Raw genomic sequence first — 22,575 nt, 5'->3', positions numbered from 1 at the left:
TCAGATGAACAGTTGAATGGCCGGCAGGCGGGTGTGCGCGTTGACCAGGTTGACCCGCTTGAGGGCGATGCGCAGCTGCCCATGCTCACGCACCATGTGGTGCAGGCAGTGGCCGTACAAGGTGACGCTGGCCTCGCCACGGCACTCGTTGTAGACAAACGGCGTGCGCAGCACCCAGGCATCGGCCTCGGACGCCACCAGCGCCGGCGCCTGCAGCACGTGTTGTGACTGGCTGGCGGGTTGCTGCGAATGGGCCCGCGCGCCCCGCAGGCGCTGCACGCGCATGCTCAGCAGCAGGCGGTCCTCGTCGGCGATGGCGTTGTAGGTCTCGTCCTCGGTCTGCAGGCGGCCCTTGAGCGGCACCCAGTAGCGCGCCTGTTCGGCGAACAGCGCCAGCCAGCTGTCGTAATCGGCGTCGTCCAGCAGCCGGGCTTCGAGGTAGACCAGCTCGGCCAGGGCCGACAGCGGTGGGGTATCGGTGCTCATCACGCCTCCATGTCCTGGGTCATGAACCGCAGCCAGGCGCGGTACTGGTTGCGGATCAGCCATTCGCTGGTGCCGCTGGTGGCCTCGTTGGGTTGGGCGGGCTCGTCCGGGCGGCACTCGCGGTGCAGGCTCACCCAGTCGCTGCCGCGCGAGCGCAGGCCCTGCTGCTGCGACTCGAACAGGTGCACGTCGTCGTGCGCGACAAAGGACATGGGCGAATACACCAGGCGGCTGTAGCTGAGCGCGCGCTCCAGCAGCAAGGGCGGGCCGCCGACGGTGCGGAAGTTCCAGGCCTCCACCACGGTGCGGTCCACCGCGATGGGGCGGATCACGCGTATCGTCTGCGGCGAGCCCTTGAGCGCCAGGCTGGGGTAGAGCACGGCGTTTTGTGGCGAGCGCTGCAGCACCTCGCGCGCACGCGCCTCGCCCAGGGCGGCCTGCAGGTCGCGCACGTAGTCACCGAGTTCGCCGTAGCCCGAGTGGATGCTGAACCGTGTGCCGCTGACACTGTGCCCGTTGGGATAGACGTGGCCACCCATGCCCTCGAAGAAGTCGTACTTCTGGCCGAAGGGCAGGATCTGCTCGACCGCCAGCGGCTGCGGCGCCGACACGTCCTGCGGCTGCCACACGGCCTGGGCGGCGCGCACCGCGGACTCGTGCGCCGACACCGGATGCACCGGGTCGTTGATGTTCTCGAGGTAGAACTTCCAGTTGCAGTGGATGGTGTTGCGGATGACACCACCCTCGATGCGCAGCTCGCCGCTGGGGGAGCGGTCCACCATGTTGTCGATGGCCGAACGCATGTCACCGAAATAGGTGTCGAAGTCCACGCCACCGGGGTTGGTGCGCACAAAGATGAAGTCGCGGTAGACCTGCAGGCCGGGCACCGCCACCAGCCCCTGGCCGGCCTCGCTGTCGGCCAGGCCCGTGCCTTCGTAGCCGGCCTTGAGGGGATAGCCGACCAGGCTGCCATCGAGGCGAAAGCTCCAGGCGTGGTAGGGGCAGCGCATGAAGCGCCCGCCGGTGTTGCCGGACTCGCTGGTGAACAGCTGCGTGCCCTTGTGGGCGCAGCGGTTGAAGAAGGCGCGCACCTGGCCCTCCAGATCGCGCAGCACCAGCAGCGGCTGGCCGGCCAGGTCCAGCGTGATGTAGTCGCCCGGCTGCGGGATCTGGCTGGCGTGGCCGGCGTAGTTCCAGGTGTTGCCGAAAAAATGGCGCATCTCTAGATCGAACAGCGCCTCGGACTGGTAGATGTCCTTGTGCACGCTGTCGTGGCGCACCAGGCGGGTGATGGCGTCGCGCGATGGCGCGTCGGGCTTCAGTGAGGTTGGCATGGCGTTCAACTGTGTTGGTGGAATTCGGCCAGCGTCTGCGCCGACGGCAGCGCAAAACCGGAGTGGGGCACGCGGCTGGGCATCAGTCCGTCAAGCTGGCGCAGCTTCACGGCCATCTCGGCCGCCTTGACGACCACAGTGACGCCGTTGACGATGGGCGCACCGTCCACGTTCGCACCTGGCTCGGCGCCAAACAACATCATGGGAATGCCCCCGGTGGGCACGATGACGTCGGCCCCCGCGTCCATCAGGCGGCGCGCCTCGCGTTGGAAGATGGCACCCAGTTCGGCCTTTTTTTCGGGTGAGGTGAAGGCCTCCATGTAGTCGCTGATGTTGGCGTTGATGCAGCGGATGCCGGCCACCCGCTGCTGCAGGCCGTAGCGGGCCACCTGGTCGGCATGGGTCGGGATGAAGGCCGGGTTGATGGCGATCAGCCCCAACCGGCGCCCCAGGGTGCAGGCGTGCAGCATGGTGGTTTCGCCCAGCCCCAGCACCGGGATGTTGACCGAGGCGCGGGCATCGTACAGGCCGACGTCCTGGAAGTGGTTCATGAAGAACACGTCGCACCCGTCCTGTTCGGCCTGCAGGGCACCCTTGATCACCTCGCGCGAGAAGCGGAACTCGGACAGCGCATGCACCGTGGTCACCGAAGGCGTGATGGTGTGGAAGTTCAGTTCGAACGCGGGATCGAGGCAGGCCTGCATGTGGGGCAGCAGGTGGGACAGGTAGCTGCGGTGGCCGATCTGGTCGGTGGCGCCTTGCGCCCAGATGCGGAACTTCTTGGTGGGTGCGTTCATGCGGGACTCCTGGGGGTGGTGGCGCGGTGCTTACAAGACCTTGCCGGGATTGAGGATGCCGTGGGGATCGAGGGCGGACTTGATGGCGCGCATGGCCGCCAGCTCTGCCGGACTGCGGGTGTGACCCAGCACCTTGCGCTTGAGCAGCCCAATGCCGTGCTCGGCCGAGACCGCGCCACGGTAGCGGCGCACAAGGTCGTAGACAGCGCGCTCGATGTCGGCCACCACGTCGGCGGGCGAGCCGTCCACGTGGGCGATGACGTGCAGGTTGCCGTCGCCCAGGTGGCCGTAGACCAGCGCGGTGCAGCCGGGCCAGCGTTCGCGCAGCATGGCTTCGCACTCCAGCGCCGCCTGGCCGATGTCGCGGATCGAGAAGCTCACGTCGAACGCCGCCATGCCGGGCAACAGCAGCGGGAATTCGCCCGTGGCGTCGCGCACCGCCCACAGGTTGCGGGCGTCGGTGCCCGAACGGGCGATGGCGGCGTCCTCGAGCACGCCGGCTTCCAGCATGCGGCCGAGGAAATCATCGAAGGCCGCCGCATGGTGCTCGCCGTCCGCGCCCGCGCTTTCCATGAGCACGTTGAAGGCATGGCGCTGGGGCAGCGGCTGGCGCAGCCCCGGCACCCGCTGCAGCATGAAATCGAGGTAGCTGGGCCACATCACCTCGAAGGCCGACACACCGCCGGGCAACTCGGCCTTGGCGCGCCGCAGCAAGGTGGTGACCGCGTCAAAACTGGGCAGCCCACACCAGGCCGTGGCCAGCGACTGCGGCTTGGGGTGCAGCTTGAGCACCGCGCGGGTGACGATGCCCAGCGTGCCCTCGGCACCGGCCAGCAGGTGGCGCATGTCGTAGCCGGTGTTGTTCTTCACCATCTTGTGCAGGCCGCCGACCACGCTGCCATCGGCCAGCACCGCCTCCAGCCCCAGGAGCTGGTCGCGCATGGTGCCGTAGCGGATCACCCGGTTGCCACCGGCGTTGGTGGACAGGTTGCCACCGATGGTGCAGCTGCCACGCGCGCCCAGGTCCAGCGCGAACAGGTAGCCGGCGGCGTCCGCCGCGTCCTGCACCGACTGCAGGGTGGCACCGGCCTGCACGGTCATGGTGCCGGAGACGGCGTCCAGCTCCTCGATCTGGTTCATGCGCTCCAGGCTCACCGCCACATCGCCCGGCGCACAGCAGGCGCCGCCCGCCAGGCCAGTGAGGCCACCTTGGGGCACCACGGCCTGGCGGTGGGCGTTGCACACGGCCAGCATCTGCGACAGCTGCTCCACCGTGCGCGGGCGCAACAGGGCCAGCGGACGCGCGCCCGGCACCCCGCTCCAGTCCTGCAGGCGACGGTCGGGGATGGCGTCGCCGGTGGCCACGAGGTCGCGCCCCATTGTTCGCAGCAGGGATTGGACGGCGGGTGAATCGCTCATGGGGCGTGGCTTTCTGTGAAGGGATGGATCGTGAGATGCGTCACGAGGACGCGGCGAGGGGGCGCCTCAGCGTTGGCTGTCCCGCATGGCATGGGTGAAGCCGCTCAGGGCCAGCCCGATGTCGCTGGCCACCACCACCATCTCGTAGCCCTCGGCCAGGGCCTGGCGGGCCGCCACGGCGTCGTGGGTGAAGAGGCCGCAAGGCAGTCCGTGGGCGTGGGCGGTCCGACGCAGCCTAGCGCAGCAGGCCTTGACCTGGCGCGGCGTCGCGTCTGGCATGGACAGTGCTAAGTCACCGGTGCCGATGAAGATGAAGTCCAGCCCCTCGGTGGCACAGATGGCGGCCGCGTTCTCGACGCCCAGGGCGGTTTCGATCATGGCGCCCAGCGCCACCTGGGCGTCGCCCGCCCGCATGGCGGCACCACCGCGCAACAGAGGACGCAAGCCCCCACCCGAGCGTCGGCCCAGCGGAGGGTAGCGGCCGGCGGCCACCAGGGCGCGGGCGTCGTCGGCGGTCTCCACCAGCGGCGCCATGACCGCGGCCGCACCGGCGTCCAGCGCGCTGGCGATGGCGGCGGGCGACAGGTCGGCCGTTCGGGCGATCACCGGCACCTGCGCGCCGGCGATGCCGGCGGCGGCCTCCAGCGTGGTGCGTTCCCAGAGGCCGTGCTGCAGGTCCAGCACCACGGCGCTGGGCGCGGCCTGGGCCGCCACCTCGGCCAGCGCGGTGCTGCCCAGCGACAACCAGATCAGCCGCAAGGCCGCACCGGGTTGGAGCAGTGGCTTGAAGGAGTGCACAAAAGGCAGCACGCAAGTGGGCATGGGCGGACCTGGGAAAGGGATGGGAAGCGGGCGTCGTGCGATCAAAAAAATGTTCGAAACCCGTTGACATCAGTATATTGTTCGTGACACGATCAAGTCAACATCGTTTAGATATAAAGTAGATTTGAATCAAAACGCAGCTTCACCTTTCGATAAATTGTTTAAAAACAATAGGTTACGGAGATGCATGTTTTGTTCACTGCTGGCATCTCCATGATTTGCTTGTTTTTTAGGCAACAAACCGTATACAGATAATGGCCACTCGCTCCACACCATCGTCCCGCCGCGCCGCCGAACCCAGCGTGCCGGCCACGGCCAAACAGAGCCTGAGCACCGTCGCCTACGAGGCCATCCTCAACCGGTTGCGCGTGGGGCAGGTGGGCACAGAGGACCGCCTGGTGGATCTGGAGATCGCCGCGCAGCTGGGGGTGTCGCGCATGCCGGTGCGTGAAGCGTTGCTGCAGTTGGTGGCCGAGGGTTACCTGGTGAGCACGGCACGTGGCTACCGTGTCCGTGCCCTGAACCGCAAGGACGTGGCCGAGGTGTTCGAACTGCGCAAGCTGCTGGAGCCACGTGGCGCGGCGCTGGCCGCGCGCGACATCTCCCGCACGGGTATCTCACGCCTGGGTGCCGTGCTCGGCGAAGCCAAGGCCGCGCTGGCGGAAGACAACTTTTCCCGCCTCTTCCAGGCCAACTTCGACTTTCGGGAAATCTGGCTGGGCGCCGTGCGCAACGAGCGTCTGGCCTCCGTGATCAAGCGTTTCGCCGATCAGGTGCTGACCGTGCGCCTGACCACCCTGCGCGACGTCGCCGTGCGCCATGTGGTGGTGGCGGGCCTGACGGAGCAGCACCACGCATTCGCCCACCACGACTCCGTGGCTGCACAGGACAGCATGCTGCGTTTCCTGATGGCCGCCGAACGCAGCTACGCCGCCGTGGTCCTCGCGGACGAGACCTGACGCACCCTGATTTTTCCGTTCCCCCACCCCTCCCTTCTCCCACCAAAGGTACGCACCATGACTGACGCACTTCATCTGTCGACCCCGGCGCAGGAAGCCGACATGCCCTCCGACCTGCAGGACCGAGCGCGCCGCCGCGTGCTGCTGAGCGCCATCGCCGCCGGCGTGGGCGGCCTGATGCCCTGGGAGATGGCGGGTGCGCAGGTGATGGACAAGTCCTCGCTGTCGATCGCGTTTCCCGTCGATGTGCCGACCTGGGATCCCAACGCCCTGTCGGTGCCGGCCATCCAGAACCTCTACCAGTCGGTCTTCGACTCGCCGCTGCGCTATTCGCCGCAGCTCAAGCTGCAGGCCCGCCAGATCAAGGAGTGGAAATGGCTGGACACCAAGGCCACCCGCCTGGAAATCACCCTGCGCGACGACATCCTGTTCCATGACGGCAGCAAGATGACCATGGAGGACGTCAAGTTCAGTCTGGCCGAACGTGGCAAGGCCGACAAGAAGCTGCTGGTGGCTGGCATGCTCAACACGGTCGCCGACATCGAAGTGGTCTCGCCCACCAAGGGTGTGATCGTCTTCAACCGCTCAACGCCAGCGGCCCCGATCTACCTGGCCTTTCTGGCCGCCTATGTGGTGCCGAAGGCCTACATGCAGCAGGTGGGTCCCGAAGGGTTCAACGCCAAACCCATCGGCGCCGGCCCCTACCGCATGGTGGAGCACCAGCGGGGTTCCCGCATCGTGCTGGAAGCCTTCGACAAGTACTGGGGCGGCGCACCGGCCATCAAACAGGTGATCTTCCAGATCGTGCCCGAGGCCTCGGCGCGGGTCGCGCTGGCCGAGTCGGGCCGGGTCGGCATGGCCACGCAGCTGCCCATGCGCGAGGTGCTGCGCCTGGGGCAGAAGACCGGCGTGGTGACCAAGATCTATCCGTTCTCCGAGGTCTACATGCTTCGGATCCCCAACTACGTCAAGCCCATGGACAACGACCATGTGCGCGCCGCCATGCACCTGTCCATCGACAAGGCCGCGCTGTCCAAGGCGTTTTACGGCGGCGTGGCCAAGCCGCTGTCGGTGATGACACCCGAAGGCACGCCGTCCTACGTGGCCGACTTCAAGTACCCCTTCGACAAGAGCAAGGCCATTGCCGAACTCAAGGCCGCGGGCCACAGCACCGCCAACCCGGTGTCGTTCACCCTGCTGACCACCAACGGCGTGTTCCCCAACGACTACGACCTGGCACGCGCCATCGCCCAGATGTGGAAGGCCGTCGGCATCAACGCCACGATCGAGGAAACCACTCCCGCCAAGCTGCTGGACGCGGCACAGAACGGCAAGCTCACCGGCCCCCTGCTCTACAGCTGGGCCAACAGCACCGGCGACCCGGAAAACTACGCCGGCCGCATCTTCGATCCGCGCCTGCGTTTCTCGACCTGGAAAGACATGTCGCTGTCGCCCCGCATCGACGCGCTCATGACCGAGGTCGACGAGGCCAAGCGCATGGCGGGCTACAAGGCCCTCAACGTCGAGTCTTCTGAAAAGTCCTGGGCCATTCCGTTGCTGCAGGCGGTCACCACGGCGGTCTACTCGTCGACCCTGCAACCCGTGATGTTCGACAACGGCTACATCCTGCCGGTGGAATTCAAGTACCGCTGAGCCCACACGCGGCACCCTGACGAGACCTTCATCGAGATGTTCCAGATCCTCTCTGCCATCGTGGTGCGCCGGCTCTTGCTGGCCATCCCGACCCTGCTGCTGCTGTCGCTGGTGGTGTTCGTGGTGCTGCGCATGTTGCCGGTCGACTCGCTGGCCATGATGTTGCCCGCGTCGGCCACCGCGGCCGACGCCGCCGCCCTACGCCAGCAGATGGGCTTTGACAAGCCCATTCCGCTGCAATTCCTCATCTGGTTGTGGGAAGCCCTCAAGGGCAACCTCGGCCAATCGATCAACTTCCGTCAGCCGGTGCTGACCGTGATGGTGGCCGCCCTGCCCGCCACGCTGGAGCTGACCCTCACGGGCCTGCTGCTGGCGCTGCTGATCAGTGTGCCGGGTGGTGTGCTGGCCTTCGTGCTGCACCAGCACAAGCGCGAGACCGCGGCCGATCTGGTCGTCGCGCTGATGCAGTCCATCCCGTCCTTTCTGTGGGGCCTGCTGCTGATCCTGGCGTTCGGCGTGCTGTGGCCTGTCCTGCCCTTCGCGGGCCGGGTGGGACAGGATGTGGTGCTCCCCGGCATCACCGGCTTCGCGCTGATCGACCTGCTGGTGACCGGGCAGTTCGATGCCTGGCTCGGCGCCGTGTCGCACCTGGCGCTGCCGGCCCTGGCCCTGGCCCTGGGCTTCGCACCGCTGGTGATCCGCGTCCTGCGCTCCAGCCTGATCGATGCCGCCGGTGAACCCTATGTGGAAGTGGCCCGACTGCGCGGTTTGTCCGAATCCCGCATCCTGTGGCGGCACATGCTCAAGAACGCGTCCCTGCCCACCATCACCATGATCGGCGTGCAATTCGGCTTTCTGTTCGGCGGGGCCCTGTTGGTGGAAATGATCTTCGGCTTCCCCGGCGTAGGGAACCTGATGGTGCAGGCCGTCAAGGGCAACGACCTGCCGCTCATCCAGGGCATTGCCCTCATCTTTTGTGTGCTCATGCTGGCGATCACGGTGATCGTCGACGTGTTGTACGCCGTCCTGAACCCCCGCCTGAGAACGCTATGAGCACGACCGCCGTGACACCGATCCCCGCCCCCGGGAGGGGCAGCGGGGCCTCTTCGACGCGGGCCGCCCTGCGCCAGCTGGGCCGCCAGCCCAGGGTCTGGCTGGGCGGCGGCATCCTGCTGGTGGTGGCGGTGCTGGCCGCCTTCGCGCCCTGGATCGCTCCCCACGACCCGCTGGAGCAGGACCTGCTGCACATGCTGGCGCCACCGATGTGGGCCAGCGAGGGCAGCGCCGACTTTCCGCTGGGGACCGACGGCCTGGGGCGCTGCGTGCTCTCGCGAGCCATCCACGGATCACGCGTGGCGCTGACGGTGGCCATCATCGCGGCCCTGGGCTCCATGCTGCTGGGCAGCTCCCTGGCGCTTCTAGGAGGCTACTTTGGCGGCAAGGTCGACCGCACCATCAGCTACGTGGTCGATCTCTGGATGTCGTTTCCGCCGGTGGTGCTGTCCCTCATCCTGCTGGTGGGCCTGGGCACGGGCGTGGACAAGGTGATCCTGGCCGTGGTGCTGGTCGACTGGACGCGCTTTTGCCGTGTGGTGCGCGCCGACGTGCTGGTGACGCGCCGGCGCGACTACGTGCTGGCCGCGCAGCTCATGGGCTTCAGCCACTGGCGCACCATGCTGCGCGAGGTGCTGCCGGCGGTGGTGCCGCTCATGATCACGCTGTTCTCCATCGAGATGGGCATTGCCATCGTGGTCGAGGCCACGCTGTCCTTCATCGGTCTGTCGGTGCCACCGGACACCACCACCTGGGGCCAGATGCTGGCCGATGCGCGCAACGACATGCAGAGCGCGGTCTGGGTGATGCTGGCCCCGGTGCTGTGCATCATCGTCACCGTGCTGGGTTGCAACCTGCTGGGCGACGGCGTGCGCGTGGCACTCGATCCACGCCTTCGCCAACGGGGAGAATGAACATGCTGTCCATCATCAATCTGTGTCTGACGGCGCACCTCGGTGGCCGCCGCGTCGACGTGCTGCGCAACGTGAACCTGCAGCTTGAACGTTGCAAGGTGCTGGGCCTGGTGGGCGAGTCGGGCGCGGGCAAGAGCATGATCGGCCGCATCCTCGCGGGGCACATCCCACCGGGCTTCGAAGTCACCCAGGGCCGCGTGCTCTTTGACAACGAAGAGCTGCTGTCACTGGACCACAAGGCCTGGCGGCGCCTGCTCGGACGGCGCATCGCCTTCATTCCCCAGGAACCGCTGACCGCGCTCAACCCGGTGCTCACCATCGGCCAGACCTTCAGCGAACACCTGGCCTATCTCGGCGTGCCGGCCAGCGAACGGCGCGCCCTGATGCTGCAGCAGATGCAGGCCGTGCACCTGCCCCGGCCCGAGGACATGGTGGACCGCTACCCCCACGAGCTGTCGGGCGGCCAGAACCAGCGCGTGCTGATCGCCATGGCCTTCGTCGCCAAGCCCGCCCTGATCGTGGCGGACGAACCGACCACGGCGCTGGATGTCGTGAGCCAGGCCAACGTGCTGCGCCTGCTGGCCGAACAGCGGCGCGAACACGACACCGCCGTGCTGCTGATCACCCACGACCTGCGGCTGGCCGCGCACGTGTGCGACGACATCGCCGTGCTCTATGCCGGCGAGCAGATCGAGTACGGTCCGGCGCGCGAAGTGCTGAGCCGCTCGCGCCACCCCTACACCCACGCACTGGACCACGCCACCCCCGACGTCCACGGCCCCCAGCGCGAACTGCCGGCGCTGTCCGGCCAGATGCCCGGCGTCTCGGCCCTGGGCACCATCGCGGGCTGCCGCTTCGCGGCACGCTGCCCCCAGCACCAGAGCGCGTGCGACACCGCGCCGCCCGCGCTGGCCGAGCGCGCCCCGGGCCACTGGGTGCGCTGCATCTCGCCGCGCGACATGTCCGCCGACACCGCTGGCACGCCCGCCACCGAACACGCCTGGCAAGCCCCATCGGGTGACGCCAGTGCCCGCCCGCTGGTGGAGATGCTGGCCGGCACGCTGCGCTACACCGCGCGCCGTGGCCTGTTTGGCCAGCGCAAGGTGCACAACATCGCCGTCAACGACTTGTCGCTGGCCGTGCAACCGGGCGAATTTGTCGGCATCGTGGGCGAAAGCGGCAGCGGCAAGAGTTCGGTGGCGCGCCTCATCGTGGGCGCCGAACAACTCACCAGTGGGCGTTTGTTGATCGAAGGCCAGGACCGTGCCCAGGCCAGCGCGGACGTGCTGCATCTGACGCGGGAACACGTGCAGATGATTTTTCAGGACCCCCACTCGGCGCTCAACCCGCGGCGCTCGGTCTACCGGCTGCTCACGCAGGCCTACGAAGCCGGCCACCTGCCATCCACACTGGGGCAGCAGGACCGCGAGGCCCGTGCCCGCGAACTGCTGGACGACGTGGGCCTGCCGCCGGACGCCCTGCAACGTTTCCCCAACCAGCTCTCGGGTGGGCAGAAACAGCGCGTGAACATCGGCCGCGCCCTGTGTGTGATGCCACGCCTGGTGGTGGCCGACGAAATCGTGTCGGGGCTGGACGTTTCCGTGCAGGCCCAGATCCTGAACCTGCTGATCGATCTGGGCCGGCGCCACAACATCGCGCTGGTGCTGATTTCGCACGACCTGTCGGTGGTGCGCTACCTGTGCTCGCGCGTGCTGGTCATGCAGCGCGGCGTCGTGGTGGAACAAGGCCCCACCGAAAAGGTGTTCGCCGACCCGCAACACCCCTACACCCGACTGTTGCTGGCCTCCGTGCCACCCGCGGACCCATCGGTGGTCTGGCCGCCCGTGCTGCAGGCCGCATGACGCCGGTCACCTGCATCGAGGATCTGCGAGCGCTGGCGCGCCGCCGCGTGCCCCGCATGTTCTACGACTATGTGGACACCGGGTCGTGGACGCAGTCCACCTACCGCGCCAACGAGGCCGACTTCCAGCAACTGAAATTCCGCCAGCGCGTGGCCGTGGACATCGGCCAGCGCAGCACCCGCTCGACCATGGCGGGTCAGGCGGTGGCCATGCCAGTCGCCCTGGCGCCCACCGGCATGGCAGGCCTGCAGCATGCCGATGGCGAAATCCTCGCGGCGCGCGCCGCCGAACGTTTCGGCGTGCCCTTCACGCTCTCGACGGCGAGCATCTGCTCCATCGAGGACGTGGCCGCCCACACCCACGCGCCCTTCTGGTTTCAGCTCTACGTGATGCGCGACCGCGATTTCGTCGTCCGGCTGATCGAACGCGCCCGTGCCGCGGCCTGCTCGGCGCTGGTGCTGACACTGGACCTGCAGATACAGGGGCAGCGCCACCAGGACATCAAGAACGGCCTGAGCGTGCCGCCGCGCTTCACGCCGTCCTCGCTGTGGGCCATGCTGAGCCGGCCTCGCTGGTGCGCCGGCATGCTGGGCACGCCCCGGCGCAACTTCGGCAACATCATCGGGCACGCCAAGGGCGTGAACAGCGTGGCGGGCGTGGCCGAGTGGACGCTGCGCCAGTTCGACCCCGCGCTCAACTGGAACGATGTGGCCTGGATTCGGCGGCTCTGGGACGGCAAGCTCATCCTCAAGGGCGTACAGGACGCCGAAGACGCCCAGCTCGCGTTGGCCTCCGGCGCCGACGCCATCGTGGTCTCCAACCACGGCGGCCGCCAGCTCGACGGCGCCCCCTCCTCCATCGCGGCCCTGCCGGCCATCGTCGAGGCGGTGGGCGAGCGCATCGAGGTCCACATGGACGGTGGCATACGCAGCGGGCAAGACGTGCTGCGCGCCCGTGCGCTGGGCGCGCGCGGCACCTACATCGGCCGGGCCTTCCTGTACGGCCTGGGCGCGCTGGGCGAAGCGGGCGTGACCCGCACGCTCGAGATCCTGCACAAGGAGCTGGACCTGAGCATGGCCTTCTGCGGCCACACCGACATCAACGCGGTGGACCGCTCCATCCTGCTGCCTCGGACCTGAACCAGCCGGCTCAGAAGGGGTGAATGAAGCGGGCGTGCCCGCAAGGGCCGCCAAAAGCCGCCCGATTCAGGCGCAAAGCACAGCCGTAGCTCGGGCTACGGCGCGCATTTGCAACGCAGAGCGGGCGGGTTTTGGCGGTCAAGGCGGGCATGAAGGATTCGTTCACACCTTCTCAGCCCATGGCCAGACTGGCGGCGTTCAGGTCGAGGCGGAAACGGTACACCGCCGCATCGACGCATTCGCCATAAGCGCTGGGCGGTGGCTCCAGCTGTTGAACGACCGCTTCGGCGACCGAGAGGCCGGTGCACTCGATGATGACGTAGGCATCGCCGCTGCCCACGTACGGACCATCGCCCATCACCGGCTTGGACAGCTCCGCGTCGCCTTCGACGAAATGCAGGGAGGTGACACCTGGCTTGTCGAGCAAGGCCAGGTAGGCCTGCAGCGAGGGCAGCATCTGCGCCCCATCCCGCGGGCGCACACGGACCAGCACCACGGCAGCCCCGCGCGCGCGGCCTCGGCTCAGGACCAGGCGGCCCACCACACGCGTCGGCTCGATGAACCGGGAGATGTGGTGGTGCGACCAGTCGGTCTGGTTGGCCAGTGCGGCCTGGTAGGGCGCGCCATTCAGGGTTTCGAAATCCACCGCGTTGTAGATCTGCAGATACCGCACCGGGGATGCCACGGACTCGTAGCGCCGGGCATCCAGGAACCCGGGGATCGCGACACGTTCCGGCAAATGCTCCTGATCAAACCAGATGTTGAAATCATTTTCCTCTTCGGGACGCACCTGCATCGAGGAAATCAAAATGCCTGTTCCAGCAAATACCATGCTCAGCCTCATTCAAGAAACAATATGGACGGCGACTGTCAGTCGATCTTGATATTCGCGTCTGCGATCACTTTTTCCCACTTCAGGCGATCTCTCCTCATCGTGTCCGCCAGCTTCTGAGGCGTGCCGCCTTCGATTTCCAGGCCCATGTCCACCAGTTTGGCCTTCATCTCGGGGTCGCGCAGAATCTCATTGATCTGCCTGTTCAGCAGGGAGACCACCGCATCGGGCGTGCGGGCCGGCGCCAGCAGCCCGAACCAGTGCAGCAGCTCGAAGCCGGCGAATCCAGCCGTTTCCGACACCGTCGGCAACCCCGGGTAGGCGGGCGAGCGCTGGGCTGTCGTGATCGCCAACGCGGTCAACTTCCCGGCCTTGGCCATGGGCATGGATTCGGGTCCGATCGCCATCATCACGGAGACATGGCCCGACATCAGATCCTGCAATGCCGGGGCGCCGCCCTTGTAGGGCACATGCGTGACGTCCAGTCCGGAAACCCGCTTGTAGAGCTCCATCCCGAGGTGGCTGGGATTGCCGGCGCCACTGGAGGCGTAACTCACCGACGCCGGCGAGGACTTGATGAAGTGGGTCAGCTCATTGAACGACTGCACCGGCAATTTGGGATTCACCATCACCACGCTCGGCAAGGTCACCACCATGGCGACCGGCGCGAAATCCTTCTCCGGGTCGTACGGGAGTCGGCCCTTGTACAGCGTCGGGTTCACCGACAGCCCGGCGGTCGAGGCCAGCAGCAGCGTGTACCCATCCGGGGCCGATTTCGCCACGAAACCCGCGCCGATCTGCTCGGTGGCGCCGGGCTTGTTCTCCACCACCACCGGCTGCTTGAGCCGTTGCGAGAGCTGCTGGCCGAGCATGCGGGTCACCGCGTCCGAGGCGCCACCCGGCGGATAGGGCACCACGATGCGGATGGGCCTGTCGGGAAAATCGGCAGCCGAAACCGCGCCCGACACCAGCAAAGACAAGGCGGAAATGGCACCGAACAATGCAATCTTCATATGCTTCCTACAAAAATAAATGGATGGAACTGCATATTACGAATCGCGAACCCCGACAGATAGCGAATAATTCGCATCACGGCAGATCAGCAGAATCTATCAAGTCCCGGCGCACCACCGGCACGGGCCCAAACTCAATACCCCAGAAAAGACAACGGGGAACGCCGCGTCAATAAACGCGGCGTTCCCCGGATATTCGAATTCAATGGATGGTTGGCCCCATCAGGGGCCTTCAGGCGTCAATTCACGTGTTATTGCGGCGCGATATTGGCCGATTTGACCAAGGCCGCATAAGCTTCCGAATCCTTGCGGATGAATTCGCGGAAAGCGTCGGGTGAATCACCCACCGGAATGAGCGAGGTCTCGGCCAACTGCCGGCTGAGGTCACCCCGCAGCGCGGCCTTGATCGCGGCATGGATCTTGTCGATGACCGGCCTGGGCGTGCCAGCCGGCGCGGCGATGCCGGTCCAGGTCACCACCTCGAACGCGGGCAAGCCCGCCTCCTTCATGGTCGGCACATCCGGGAGCAAGGGCGAGCGCTGGCTGCTGGTGATGGCCAGCGCGCGCAGCTTGCCGCTTTTGACGTAGGGGAGCGACGTCGGCGAGGTGTCGAACAGCATGTCGATCTGCCCGCCCATGAGATCGGTGAGCGCTGGCGCCCCGCCCTTGTAGGGCACATGCAGCAGTGCCACACCGGCCTGTTGCATGAAGATTTCGGTCGAGAAATGCTGGGCGGAGCCCACGCTGGCGCTGCCAAAGCTGATCTTTCCTGGCCGCGCCTTGGCCAAGGCGACCAGGTCCTTGACGCTGCGCACGGGCGACTGCGGCGTGACCACCAGGAGGTTGGGCTGGTCCACGATCCGCATGATGGGCGTGAAGACCTTTTGTGGATCGAAGGGCGGGTTGGCATACAGGAACGGGTTGGCCGCGAACACCCCCGCGCTGCCCACCAGCAGCGTGTAACCGTCCGGGGCGGCGCTGGCCACGTAGGCCGCCCCGATGTTGCCGGACGCCCCCGGCTTGTTGTCCACCAGAAAGGGTTGCTTCAGCGTGTCCTGCAGGCTTTTGGCCACCAGCCGCGCCACCAGGTCCACACTGCCGCCCGGCGGAAACGGCACGATGAGCTTGACCGGCTTGTCGGGATAATCCTGTGCCAGGGCGCATTGGGTGGCGCACACGAGAAGAAGAGTGAGCAGTTTCCTGAGCATGTCAAACCTCCGGGGACAGGGAATGGAAGGAACGCAGTGCTGGCGCGACCTGGGCGGCAACGTCGAGCAAGGCATGGTCGTGGCCTGCGCGGCCAACCAGCTGCAGCCCGATCGGTCGGCCCCGGTCGTCCTCGCCCGCTGGCAGCGATATGCCACACAGGGCGAGCAGGTTGACCGGCCGGGTGAAATGCACGGGCGCCAGCCCATGGTCCACCGCCGCTGCCTCGGGCGCCGGACCGGCGGTGACGGGCATGGCGATGGCGCTCAGGTCCAGCCGCTCCATCTCGGCGGCAAACCGGCCTTGCCATTGCGTCGCCAGGGCCTGCGCCTGCAGGTATTGCACCGCCGTTGTCGACCGCGCCGCGATCAGCCGGGGCCGCACCGACGGGTCCATCGGCAGCGCCGGATCGTCGAGGAAGCGGTCGTTGACCGCCGCTCCTTCGGCAATCATGATGGCATTCGTCACGTCTTTGAACGCCGCCAGGGCGGCGGGAAAACGGAAGGGCACCAGGGTGAAGCCCGCCCGCTCCAGCGCTTGCAGGTTGTGTGCCAGGCACCGCGCCACCGCCGGCTCCAGCGGCGTGAGTTCATCGGCCTGCAGGTAGCCGATGCGGCGCCCCCCCTGCCCTGGCGCGCCCACGCCCAGGGCCTGGAAACATTGCGCCGCATCCTCGACCGACAAGGTGAACACCCCCAGGCTGTCCAGGCTGTCGCTGAGCGGGTAGACACCTTTGCGCGGCAGCGCGTCGATGGTGGGCTTGAATCCGACGATGCCGCAGAACGCCGCCGGCACGCGCACCGAGCCACCGGTGTCCGACCCCACGGCCCAGGGCACGAGGTGGGCGGCCACGGCCACCGCCGAACCGCTGCTGGAGCCACCCGGCACCAGCGTGTCCTCGGCCGCGCCGGCCGGATTGCGTGGGGTGCCCATGTCCGGGTTGGTGCCCCAGGCCCCCAGCGCGAACTGCACCATGTGCGTCTTGCCGATGACGATGCCGCCGGCAGCGCGGATGCGCTCGACGATGACCGCGTCGCGCGGAGCGATGTTGTCGCGCAGCAGCGGCGAGCCGGCGGTGGTCGGCTTGCCTTGCACATCCACCAGGTCTTTGAGCGCCATGGGAATCCCATGCAGCGGACCGCGCCAGCGCCCGGCGCGAATGTCCTGGTCAGCCTGCGCGGCGGCGGCCAGGGCCTCCGCCTCATGGAGCGCGAGGAAGCTGTGGAAATGGCCGTCATGGGCCGCGATGCGGCGCAGGCATTCGCGGGTGAGTTCCACCGCGCTGGTGGTGCCGGCGCGCAGGGCCCGGGCCAGGTCCGCGATCGGCGGAAACGCCGGCGGCGTGGTTTGGCGGGTGAGTGTCATGCCAGCACCTCCTGGCCGCGCAGCACGGTGCCCAGCACCTGAGGATAGGTCTCGCCGGCCCGCAGCCGACGCAAGGTCCGCTGCTCCGCCTGCTGCAGCACGATGGCCTTCTCCGCCAGGCCCCGGGCCTCGTCCCGCGCCATGACGAGGATGCCGTTCTCGTCCGCCAGGACCAGATCGCCCGGACGGACAAGCACCCCACCACACTCCACCGGCCGGCAGAAACTGCCCACCTTGCCGTGCGTGCGGGTGGTGCGGGCGCTCAAGCCCGAGGCCCACACCGGCAACCCGATCTGCCGCAATTCCGCGATGTCGGTCACGCAGCCGTCGACCACCACCCCCGCGGCGCCCGCCAGGCGGGCCGCCAACGCGCTGGCGCCGCCCAGGCAGGCGATCGCGTCGTCGCCCGCGCGGTCCACCACCAGGAAGTCGCCCGGGCGCAGTTGCCCCAGGGCATGGTGCAGGATGGAGCCGTCGGCGCCCTCGCAGCGCACCGTGACGGCGACGCCGACGCTGCGCGTCACGCCGGCCACGGCCTTCAGCCGCCGGTCCAGGAAGCCCCGATCGTGGAAATGGCCCACCGTCGCGGGCTCCACCGCATGCAGCAGCGCGAGCAATTCCGGATCGCCGGGCGGGGGCAGGTGGCCCAATTCAATGCCATTCATTTTGGTATATCGTCCTTGTTGAATGGTGGCCATCGTAGGTAAATGCCCGCTCCGCCGATATTGAGAAATTCTCAGGACCGTTAATACAGGTTGTTTATCAATGAGATTCACGCTGCAGCAACTGGAGGCGTTTGTGTGGACCGCGCGCCTGGGCACGGTGCATGCGGCGGCCCGCCACCTGCACCTGACGCAGCCGGCCATCTCGCACCGCATCCGCGACCTGGAAGAGGAACTGGGCATCCAGCTGTTCGAGCGCCAGAACCAGCGCCTGCTGGTGACCGACCTCGGCCGCAACGTGCTGGTGTATGCCGAGCGGGTGATGTCATCGGCCCAGGACATGGCGCGGCTGGACCTGCGCCGGACCATCACCGGCCTGATCCGCATGGGCGTCGACGAATCCTGCGCCACCGTCGGCATGCCGCAGATCCTCAAGGACATCAAGGAAAGCTACCCGGCGCTGCGGGTCGACCTGACCGTTGGCGGTGGCGGCCAGCTGCTGCAGAAGATCAACAACCACGAACTGGATGCCGCGCTGCACACCGGGCAAAGCACCCAGCCGGATGTCACCAGCCAGTTCATCGGCCTCACCGAACACCAATGGGTCGCCGCCGACGACCTGCTGCTGCCCGAGGACGACTTCCTGCCCGCCCACGCGCTCAACCACCGCATCGTCTCCAACGCGCCACCGTCGACCTTGCACGCGTCCGCGTCGCGCTGGCTGGCCTCCGACGGCTACGACTTCGAGGATTACAGCGCCTGCAATTCGCTGTCGCTCATGGTGTCCCTGGTGCTGTCCGGCCACGCGATCGCCATGCTGCCCGCCTCCATCGCGCGACCCCACGTCGCGGCCAAGGCCATGAAGGTGCTGCGTGCCAAGCCCGAAGTGCCGCTGGTGCCCTACTACTTTTCGTACCTGGCGCACCACCGCAGCGAAACAACGGCGCGCATCCTGGACATCTCCCTGCGCAACCTGCGCGCCGCCGGCTTCTTCCACACCTTCACCGGCCTGGATGGCGCCGAGGCCTCGTCACCAGACGTCGATGGGGTCTGAGAACGTGTTGACGGTCTAACGGCTCAGGGCAGGTTCTCGCGCAGCACGATGCTGATGCGCACCGGCTCCACGCCGGCGTTGGCGCTGCGGCCGTCGCGCAGGTTGGTGAAGATCCGCACGGCATTGAGCAGCACCGTCTGCGGGTGCTGCGTGATCACCGCGTCCAGGGTGCCGTCGATGAGCAGCGCGCGGGTGTCGGGGGTCAGGCCATGGGCCACGAACACGGTGGATTGGGGCTCGCGCCGATGGGCCTTCAACGCCCGACCCACCCCTTCTGCACCGCCGCCGATGTTGTACAGCCCCACCAGGTCAGGGTACTGCTTGAGCAGTCCCACCGTGAGACGGTGGTTGGTGTCGGCATCGTCCAGGCCCTCGCGCACGCCCACCACCTTCAGCGCGGGAAAGGCCTCCTGCATCAGGCGCAGGAAGCCCATCTCGCGCTCCTCGTGGCCACGGTAGGCCAACGAGCCGGCGATCATGGCCACCGAGCCGGTGCGCGGCCCCAGGAAGCGGCCGATGAGCGTGGCCGCCGTGCGGCCGGCCGCGCGGTTGTCCATGCCCACATAGGCCTCGCGCCGGGACTGGGCGAGGTCCGAGATCAGGGTCAGCACGTGCACGCCACGCTCGGTCAACTCATCGACCGCGTCGCGCACGCGCGGATGCTCCAGCGCCATGAAGGCCAGTCCCTGCGCGTCGCGCGCGTGGCGCCGCAACGCGGCCGCCACACGCGCGGGATCAAAGCTGTCGATGTAGTGGACCCGGCATTGCACGTGGTAGGGCACCAGCGCATCGTGCGCGCCAGCGATGCTGTCACCCAGCATGCGCAGGTAGCGGTTGGTGCCGGCCGGCAACAGAAAAACCAGCGACATGGGTGGAGGGCGCAAGCTGCGCCACAGGTCTGCGTCGGGCAGGTAGCGCAGCTCGGCGGCCGCCTTGAGCACACGCTGCGCGGTGGCCGGTTTGACCGGCACCCGCCCGTGCAACACCCGGTCCACGGTGGCGGTGGACACGCCGGCCTCGCGGGCGATGTCAGGAATGCGGCTGCGACTGGTTGATTCCATCAAAAACCATCATGCACATCAATTGATCGTCGAGGCATTTGAATCTAAGCTCCGATCAGATGCAAGCCATCGCATCAGAAACCATCACAAATCAGCCTGGAGACAAATCATGTGGCCATCCCTTCCCGGGTTCACCCGCCGTTCGCTGCTCGCCCTGGCCGCCGCTGGCGCATTTGCGCTGCCGGCGCAGGCCCAGAAAACCATCGAATGGCGCTACGGCCACATGAATCCACCGGGCAGTGCCGCCGGCATGCAGGCGCAATGGCTGGCCGAGGAAGTGGCCAAGCGCACCAACGGTGGCATCAAGCTCACCGTCTACCCGTCCTCGCAACTGGGCAAGCTGCAGGAGCTGGCCGAGGCCGTGTCCACCGGCACCATCGCACTGTCGCACAACACCGCCGCCGGCATCGGCTCGCTGCACGAGCCCTTCGCGGCACTTGACACGCCTTACCTCTACCGCGATGTGGACCACCTGATGAAGGTGATGGACGTCAACTCGCCGGTGATGAAGAAACTCAACGACGGCCTGGTCAAGGACGCCGGCGTGCGCGTGCTCTACGCCTATTACTTCGGCACCCGCCACCTCACCACGAACAAGGTGGTCAAGCAGCCCAGCGACCTGGCGGGACAGAAGATACGCGCCATTCCCTTCCCGATCTACATGACGACAGTGGAGTCCATGGGCGCCGTGCCGGTGCCGGTGGACTGGTCCGAGGTGCCCACGGCGCTGGCCACCGGCAAGGTCAATGGCCAGGAGAACCCGGTCAACGTGGTGTTGTCGTCCAAGCTGTACGAGACCCAGTCGCACATGATGCTGACCGGCCACATCATGAACGCCCAGGTGATCGTGATCAACGAACGCGCCTGGCAAGGCCTGTCGGCGGCGCAGCGCGAGCAACTGTCCGCCGCCGCCGCCGAGGTGCGCCGCAAGGCGACCGACATGGTGCGTGGCCAGGAAGCCGCCGAGACAGAGGAACTCAAGAAGATGAAGATGACCGTGGTCGGCCCGGCGGAAGGGCTGAACCTGGCTGCCTTTCAATCGTCGGTGCGCAAGGCGGTGGACCAGAAGTTCGGCGCCAAATACGGCGAGCTGTACAAGACCATCGAGGCGGTTCGCTGATGTCCGAGGGCTCCCCACAGGCCGGTCCGCTGGTGCCGGCGGGGCCGCTGCGCCCCTTGCTGGTGCCGCTGTGCCGCGTGTTCGAATGGGCCGCGATGGTGCTGGTGGTGGTGACCACCAGTGCCATCATGGTCGAGGTCTTCGCCCGAGGCCTGTTCAATCTCGGACTGCCCGGCGCCGGCGAGATCGCCAAATACGCGGGCCTGGGCCTGATCTTCCTGACCGTGCCGCTGCTGCTGGCGCAGGACGCCCATGTCAAGGTCGACATGCTGTTCACCCGCAGCCGTGGCCTGCCCCGGCGCGTGCTGGCGGTGTTCAACGAACTCGCCACCTTCGCCTTCTGCGTGTTGTTCCTGGTGTCGTGCTGGTGGTTCATGCAGCGTGCCGCGCGTTTCTCGACGCCCGCGCTGTCCATCCCCAACCTCTGGTACTACATGCCCGCCATCGCCGGCATGGTGCTGACCACACTGGTGGCGCTGGACCGCGTCATCGGCATCCTGCGTGGCAAAGAGGCCCGGGCCGGGGAGGCACGGCCATGCTGAGTCTGACCGCCATCGTGCTTTTCTTCGTGCTGCTGCTGACCGGCGCGCCGGTGGCCATCGCCCTGGGCCTGGGCTCGGCCGCCGCGCTTTGGTGGTTCGACATGCCCTTGGCCGTGGTGGCGCAGCGCATCGTCAACTCGCTGGACTCGACCACCCTGCTGGCCGTGCCCATGTTCATCCTGGCCGCCGCGCTGTTCAACGTCACCGGGCTCACCGCACAGCTGTTCGATTTCATCCGCATGGTGATCGGACGCATACGTGGCGGCCTGGGCTATGTGACGGTGTTGACCCACCTGGTGTTCTCGGGCGTGTCGGGCGCGGCGCTGGCCGACATCGGCGCGCTGGGCCGCATCCAGATCGACATGATGCGCGAGCAGGGCTACAAGGACCACTTCTCGGCCGGCATCTGCATGGCGGCCGCCACGCTGGGGCCCATCTTCCCGCCGTCCATCCCGCTGGTGATCTTTGCCATGGCGGCCGAGATTTCGCCGGTCAAGGTGCTGATCGCCGGCATCATCCCTTCGCTGATCATCATGCTGTTCCTGATGGGCATGGTGTGGTGGGTGGCCCGCCGCGAGGGCCTGCCGCGCGACACCATCACCGTCAGCCGCCAGGTGTTCATGCAGCGGCTGTGGTTCGCCACGCCCGCGCTGCTGGCGCCGGTGGTGCTGATCGGTGGCATCCTGCTGGGCATCTTTGGCGAGACCGAGGCCGCCGCCGTGACCGTGGTCTACGCCCTGTTGGTGGGCATGTTCTTCTACCGCGCGCTCACCTGGAAGGGCTTTGTCGAGGCCTTGCGCGAAACGACCCGGTCCACCGCCGGGGTGATGTTCATCGTCGGCGCCGCCGCGCTGTTCGCCTGGGTGCTGACCATCGACCAGGTGCCGACCAAGGCCGCCGATCTGCTGCTGTCGCTGTCCAGGGACCCTTGGATGCTGCTGATCATCGTCAACCTGCTGTTGCTGGTCGTCGGCATGATCATGGAGACCATCGCGGCCATCCTGATTCTCACCCCCATCATCGTGCCGGCCCTGGCCGCCGCCGGCGTGGACCCGGTGCACCTGGGTGTGGTGGTGGTGCTCAACCTGATGATCGGCCTGCTCACGCCGCCGGTGGGCATGAGCCTGTACATGGTGAGCAGCGTGGCCGGCATGCCGGTCGAACGTGTGATCCGCGCCGCCATCCCCTGGATCGTCTGCCTGCTGCTGTCGCTGGCGGCCGTCACCTTCGTCCCCGCGGCCTCCACCTGGCTGCCCAACCTGATGCTGAAGTGAGAGACAAC

21 protein-coding genes are annotated in these 22,575 nt (G+C 67.2%); 10 read left to right on the top strand and 11 right to left on the bottom strand.

Features of this window, described 5'->3' with window-relative positions; genetic code table 11:
* The 5 genes from AAHB17_RS13375 to AAHB17_RS13355 form a co-directional block, all read right to left on the bottom strand.
* Complete coding sequence (locus AAHB17_RS13375) at positions 1-486, bottom strand: aromatic-ring-hydroxylating dioxygenase subunit beta (RefSeq protein WP_342131103.1); 486 nt, start codon at positions 484-486, stop codon at positions 1-3.
* The gene (locus tag AAHB17_RS13370; protein WP_342131102.1) at positions 486-1,820 is read right to left on the bottom strand and encodes an aromatic ring-hydroxylating oxygenase subunit alpha; all 1,335 of its coding nucleotides are present in this window, start codon (positions 1,818-1,820) and stop codon (positions 486-488) included. The genes AAHB17_RS13375 and AAHB17_RS13370 overlap by 1 nt, the downstream gene beginning before the upstream one ends.
* 5 nt (positions 1,821-1,825) lie before the next feature.
* Entirely contained in the window at positions 1,826-2,617 is a 792-nt protein-coding gene (locus AAHB17_RS13365; protein ID WP_342131101.1) for an aspartate/glutamate racemase family protein, read from the bottom strand.
* Between the two features lie 30 nt (positions 2,618-2,647).
* A complete protein-coding gene (locus AAHB17_RS13360) occupies positions 2,648-4,036 on the bottom strand; it encodes an FAD-binding oxidoreductase (RefSeq protein ID WP_342131100.1) in 1,389 nt (462 codons plus the stop codon).
* 66 nt (positions 4,037-4,102) lie between these two features.
* The gene (locus tag AAHB17_RS13355; protein ID WP_342131099.1) at positions 4,103-4,858 is read right to left on the bottom strand and encodes an HpcH/HpaI aldolase family protein; all 756 of its coding nucleotides are present in this window, start codon (positions 4,856-4,858) and stop codon (positions 4,103-4,105) included.
* 254 nt (positions 4,859-5,112) lie between these two features.
* Between AAHB17_RS13355 and AAHB17_RS13350 the strand changes: the two genes are divergently transcribed.
* From AAHB17_RS13350 to AAHB17_RS13325, 6 genes are read left to right on the top strand one after another with little or no spacing between them, the layout of a single operon-like run.
* Positions 5,113-5,817 (top strand): GntR family transcriptional regulator, encoded by a 705-nt coding sequence (locus AAHB17_RS13350; RefSeq protein ID WP_342131098.1) that lies wholly within the window; start codon positions 5,113-5,115, stop codon positions 5,815-5,817.
* Between the two features lie 57 nt (positions 5,818-5,874).
* Positions 5,875-7,470, top strand: a complete 1,596-nt coding sequence (locus AAHB17_RS13345) for an ABC transporter substrate-binding protein (RefSeq protein ID WP_342131096.1) — start codon at positions 5,875-5,877, stop codon at positions 7,468-7,470.
* Positions 7,471-7,506: 36 nt separating this feature from the next.
* A complete protein-coding gene (locus tag AAHB17_RS13340; protein WP_342131095.1) occupies positions 7,507-8,523 on the top strand; it encodes an ABC transporter permease in 1,017 nt (338 codons plus the stop codon).
* Positions 8,520-9,437, top strand: coding sequence for an ABC transporter permease (locus AAHB17_RS13335; RefSeq protein ID WP_342131094.1), 918 nt, complete (start codon positions 8,520-8,522; stop codon positions 9,435-9,437). Before AAHB17_RS13340 ends, AAHB17_RS13335 begins: the two co-directional genes overlap by 4 nt.
* A gap of 2 nt (positions 9,438-9,439) precedes the next feature.
* Complete coding sequence (locus AAHB17_RS13330) at positions 9,440-11,299, top strand: ABC transporter ATP-binding protein (protein ID WP_342131093.1); 1,860 nt, start codon at positions 9,440-9,442, stop codon at positions 11,297-11,299.
* Positions 11,296-12,438 (top strand): alpha-hydroxy acid oxidase, encoded by a 1,143-nt coding sequence (locus AAHB17_RS13325; RefSeq protein ID WP_342131091.1) that lies wholly within the window; start codon positions 11,296-11,298, stop codon positions 12,436-12,438. The genes AAHB17_RS13330 and AAHB17_RS13325 overlap by 4 nt, the downstream gene beginning before the upstream one ends.
* 172 nt (positions 12,439-12,610) lie before the next feature.
* On the opposite strand, the gene AAHB17_RS13320 is transcribed toward AAHB17_RS13325, so the two are convergent.
* The 5 genes from AAHB17_RS13320 to AAHB17_RS13300 all read right to left on the bottom strand — a co-directional run bounded on the left by AAHB17_RS13320 (position 12,611) and on the right by AAHB17_RS13300 (position 17,519).
* On the bottom strand, positions 12,611-13,234 hold the full coding sequence (locus AAHB17_RS13320; protein WP_342131089.1) for a hypothetical protein: 624 nt from the start codon (positions 13,232-13,234) through the stop codon (positions 12,611-12,613).
* Positions 13,235-13,308: 74 nt separating this feature from the next.
* Positions 13,309-14,283: a Bug family tripartite tricarboxylate transporter substrate binding protein gene (locus tag AAHB17_RS13315; protein ID WP_342131088.1), complete on the bottom strand. Its 975-nt coding sequence runs from the start codon at positions 14,281-14,283 to the stop codon at positions 13,309-13,311.
* 251 nt (positions 14,284-14,534) lie between these two features.
* Positions 14,535-15,491, bottom strand: a complete 957-nt coding sequence (locus AAHB17_RS13310) for a Bug family tripartite tricarboxylate transporter substrate binding protein (protein ID WP_342131087.1) — start codon at positions 15,489-15,491, stop codon at positions 14,535-14,537.
* Between the two features lies 1 nt (position 15,492).
* Positions 15,493-16,854 carry an amidase gene (locus tag AAHB17_RS13305; protein WP_342131086.1) on the bottom strand — a complete coding sequence of 454 codons (1,362 nt, stop codon included), beginning with the start codon at positions 16,852-16,854 and terminating at the stop codon, positions 15,493-15,495.
* On the bottom strand, positions 16,851-17,519 hold the full coding sequence (locus AAHB17_RS13300) for an RraA family protein (RefSeq protein WP_342131085.1): 669 nt from the start codon (positions 17,517-17,519) through the stop codon (positions 16,851-16,853). The genes AAHB17_RS13305 and AAHB17_RS13300 overlap by 4 nt, the downstream gene beginning before the upstream one ends.
* A gap of 100 nt (positions 17,520-17,619) precedes the next feature.
* On the opposite strand from AAHB17_RS13300, the gene AAHB17_RS13295 reads away from it, so the two are divergent.
* Positions 17,620-18,570, top strand: a complete 951-nt coding sequence (locus AAHB17_RS13295; RefSeq protein ID WP_342131084.1) for a LysR family transcriptional regulator — start codon at positions 17,620-17,622, stop codon at positions 18,568-18,570.
* Positions 18,571-18,593: 23 nt separating this feature from the next.
* Here AAHB17_RS13295 and AAHB17_RS13290 read toward each other — a convergent pair whose 3' ends face one another.
* Positions 18,594-19,631, bottom strand: coding sequence for a LacI family DNA-binding transcriptional regulator (locus tag AAHB17_RS13290; RefSeq protein WP_342131082.1), 1,038 nt, complete (start codon positions 19,629-19,631; stop codon positions 18,594-18,596).
* A gap of 109 nt (positions 19,632-19,740) precedes the next feature.
* Here AAHB17_RS13290 and AAHB17_RS13285 point away from each other — a divergent pair, with 109 nt between their 5' ends.
* Genes AAHB17_RS13285 through AAHB17_RS13275 form a run of 3 tightly spaced genes read left to right on the top strand, consistent with a single transcriptional unit; the run spans position 19,741 to position 22,567 of the window.
* Positions 19,741-20,751 carry a TRAP transporter substrate-binding protein gene (locus tag AAHB17_RS13285; RefSeq protein ID WP_342131081.1) on the top strand — a complete coding sequence of 337 codons (1,011 nt, stop codon included), beginning with the start codon at positions 19,741-19,743 and terminating at the stop codon, positions 20,749-20,751.
* Positions 20,751-21,293: a TRAP transporter small permease gene (locus AAHB17_RS13280; protein ID WP_342131080.1), complete on the top strand. Its 543-nt coding sequence runs from the start codon at positions 20,751-20,753 to the stop codon at positions 21,291-21,293. Before AAHB17_RS13285 ends, AAHB17_RS13280 begins: the two co-directional genes overlap by 1 nt.
* A complete protein-coding gene (locus AAHB17_RS13275; protein ID WP_342131079.1) occupies positions 21,287-22,567 on the top strand; it encodes a TRAP transporter large permease in 1,281 nt (426 codons plus the stop codon). The genes AAHB17_RS13280 and AAHB17_RS13275 overlap by 7 nt, the downstream gene beginning before the upstream one ends.
* Positions 22,568-22,575 lie beyond the last annotated feature (8 nt).

The organism is Hydrogenophaga sp. OTU3427, assembly GCF_038440225.1.
Classification (GTDB): domain Bacteria; phylum Pseudomonadota; class Gammaproteobacteria; order Burkholderiales; family Burkholderiaceae_C; genus Hydrogenophaga.
Note: the sequence above shows the minus strand (reverse complement) of the source record. Positions and strands in the feature narration are given on the sequence as shown.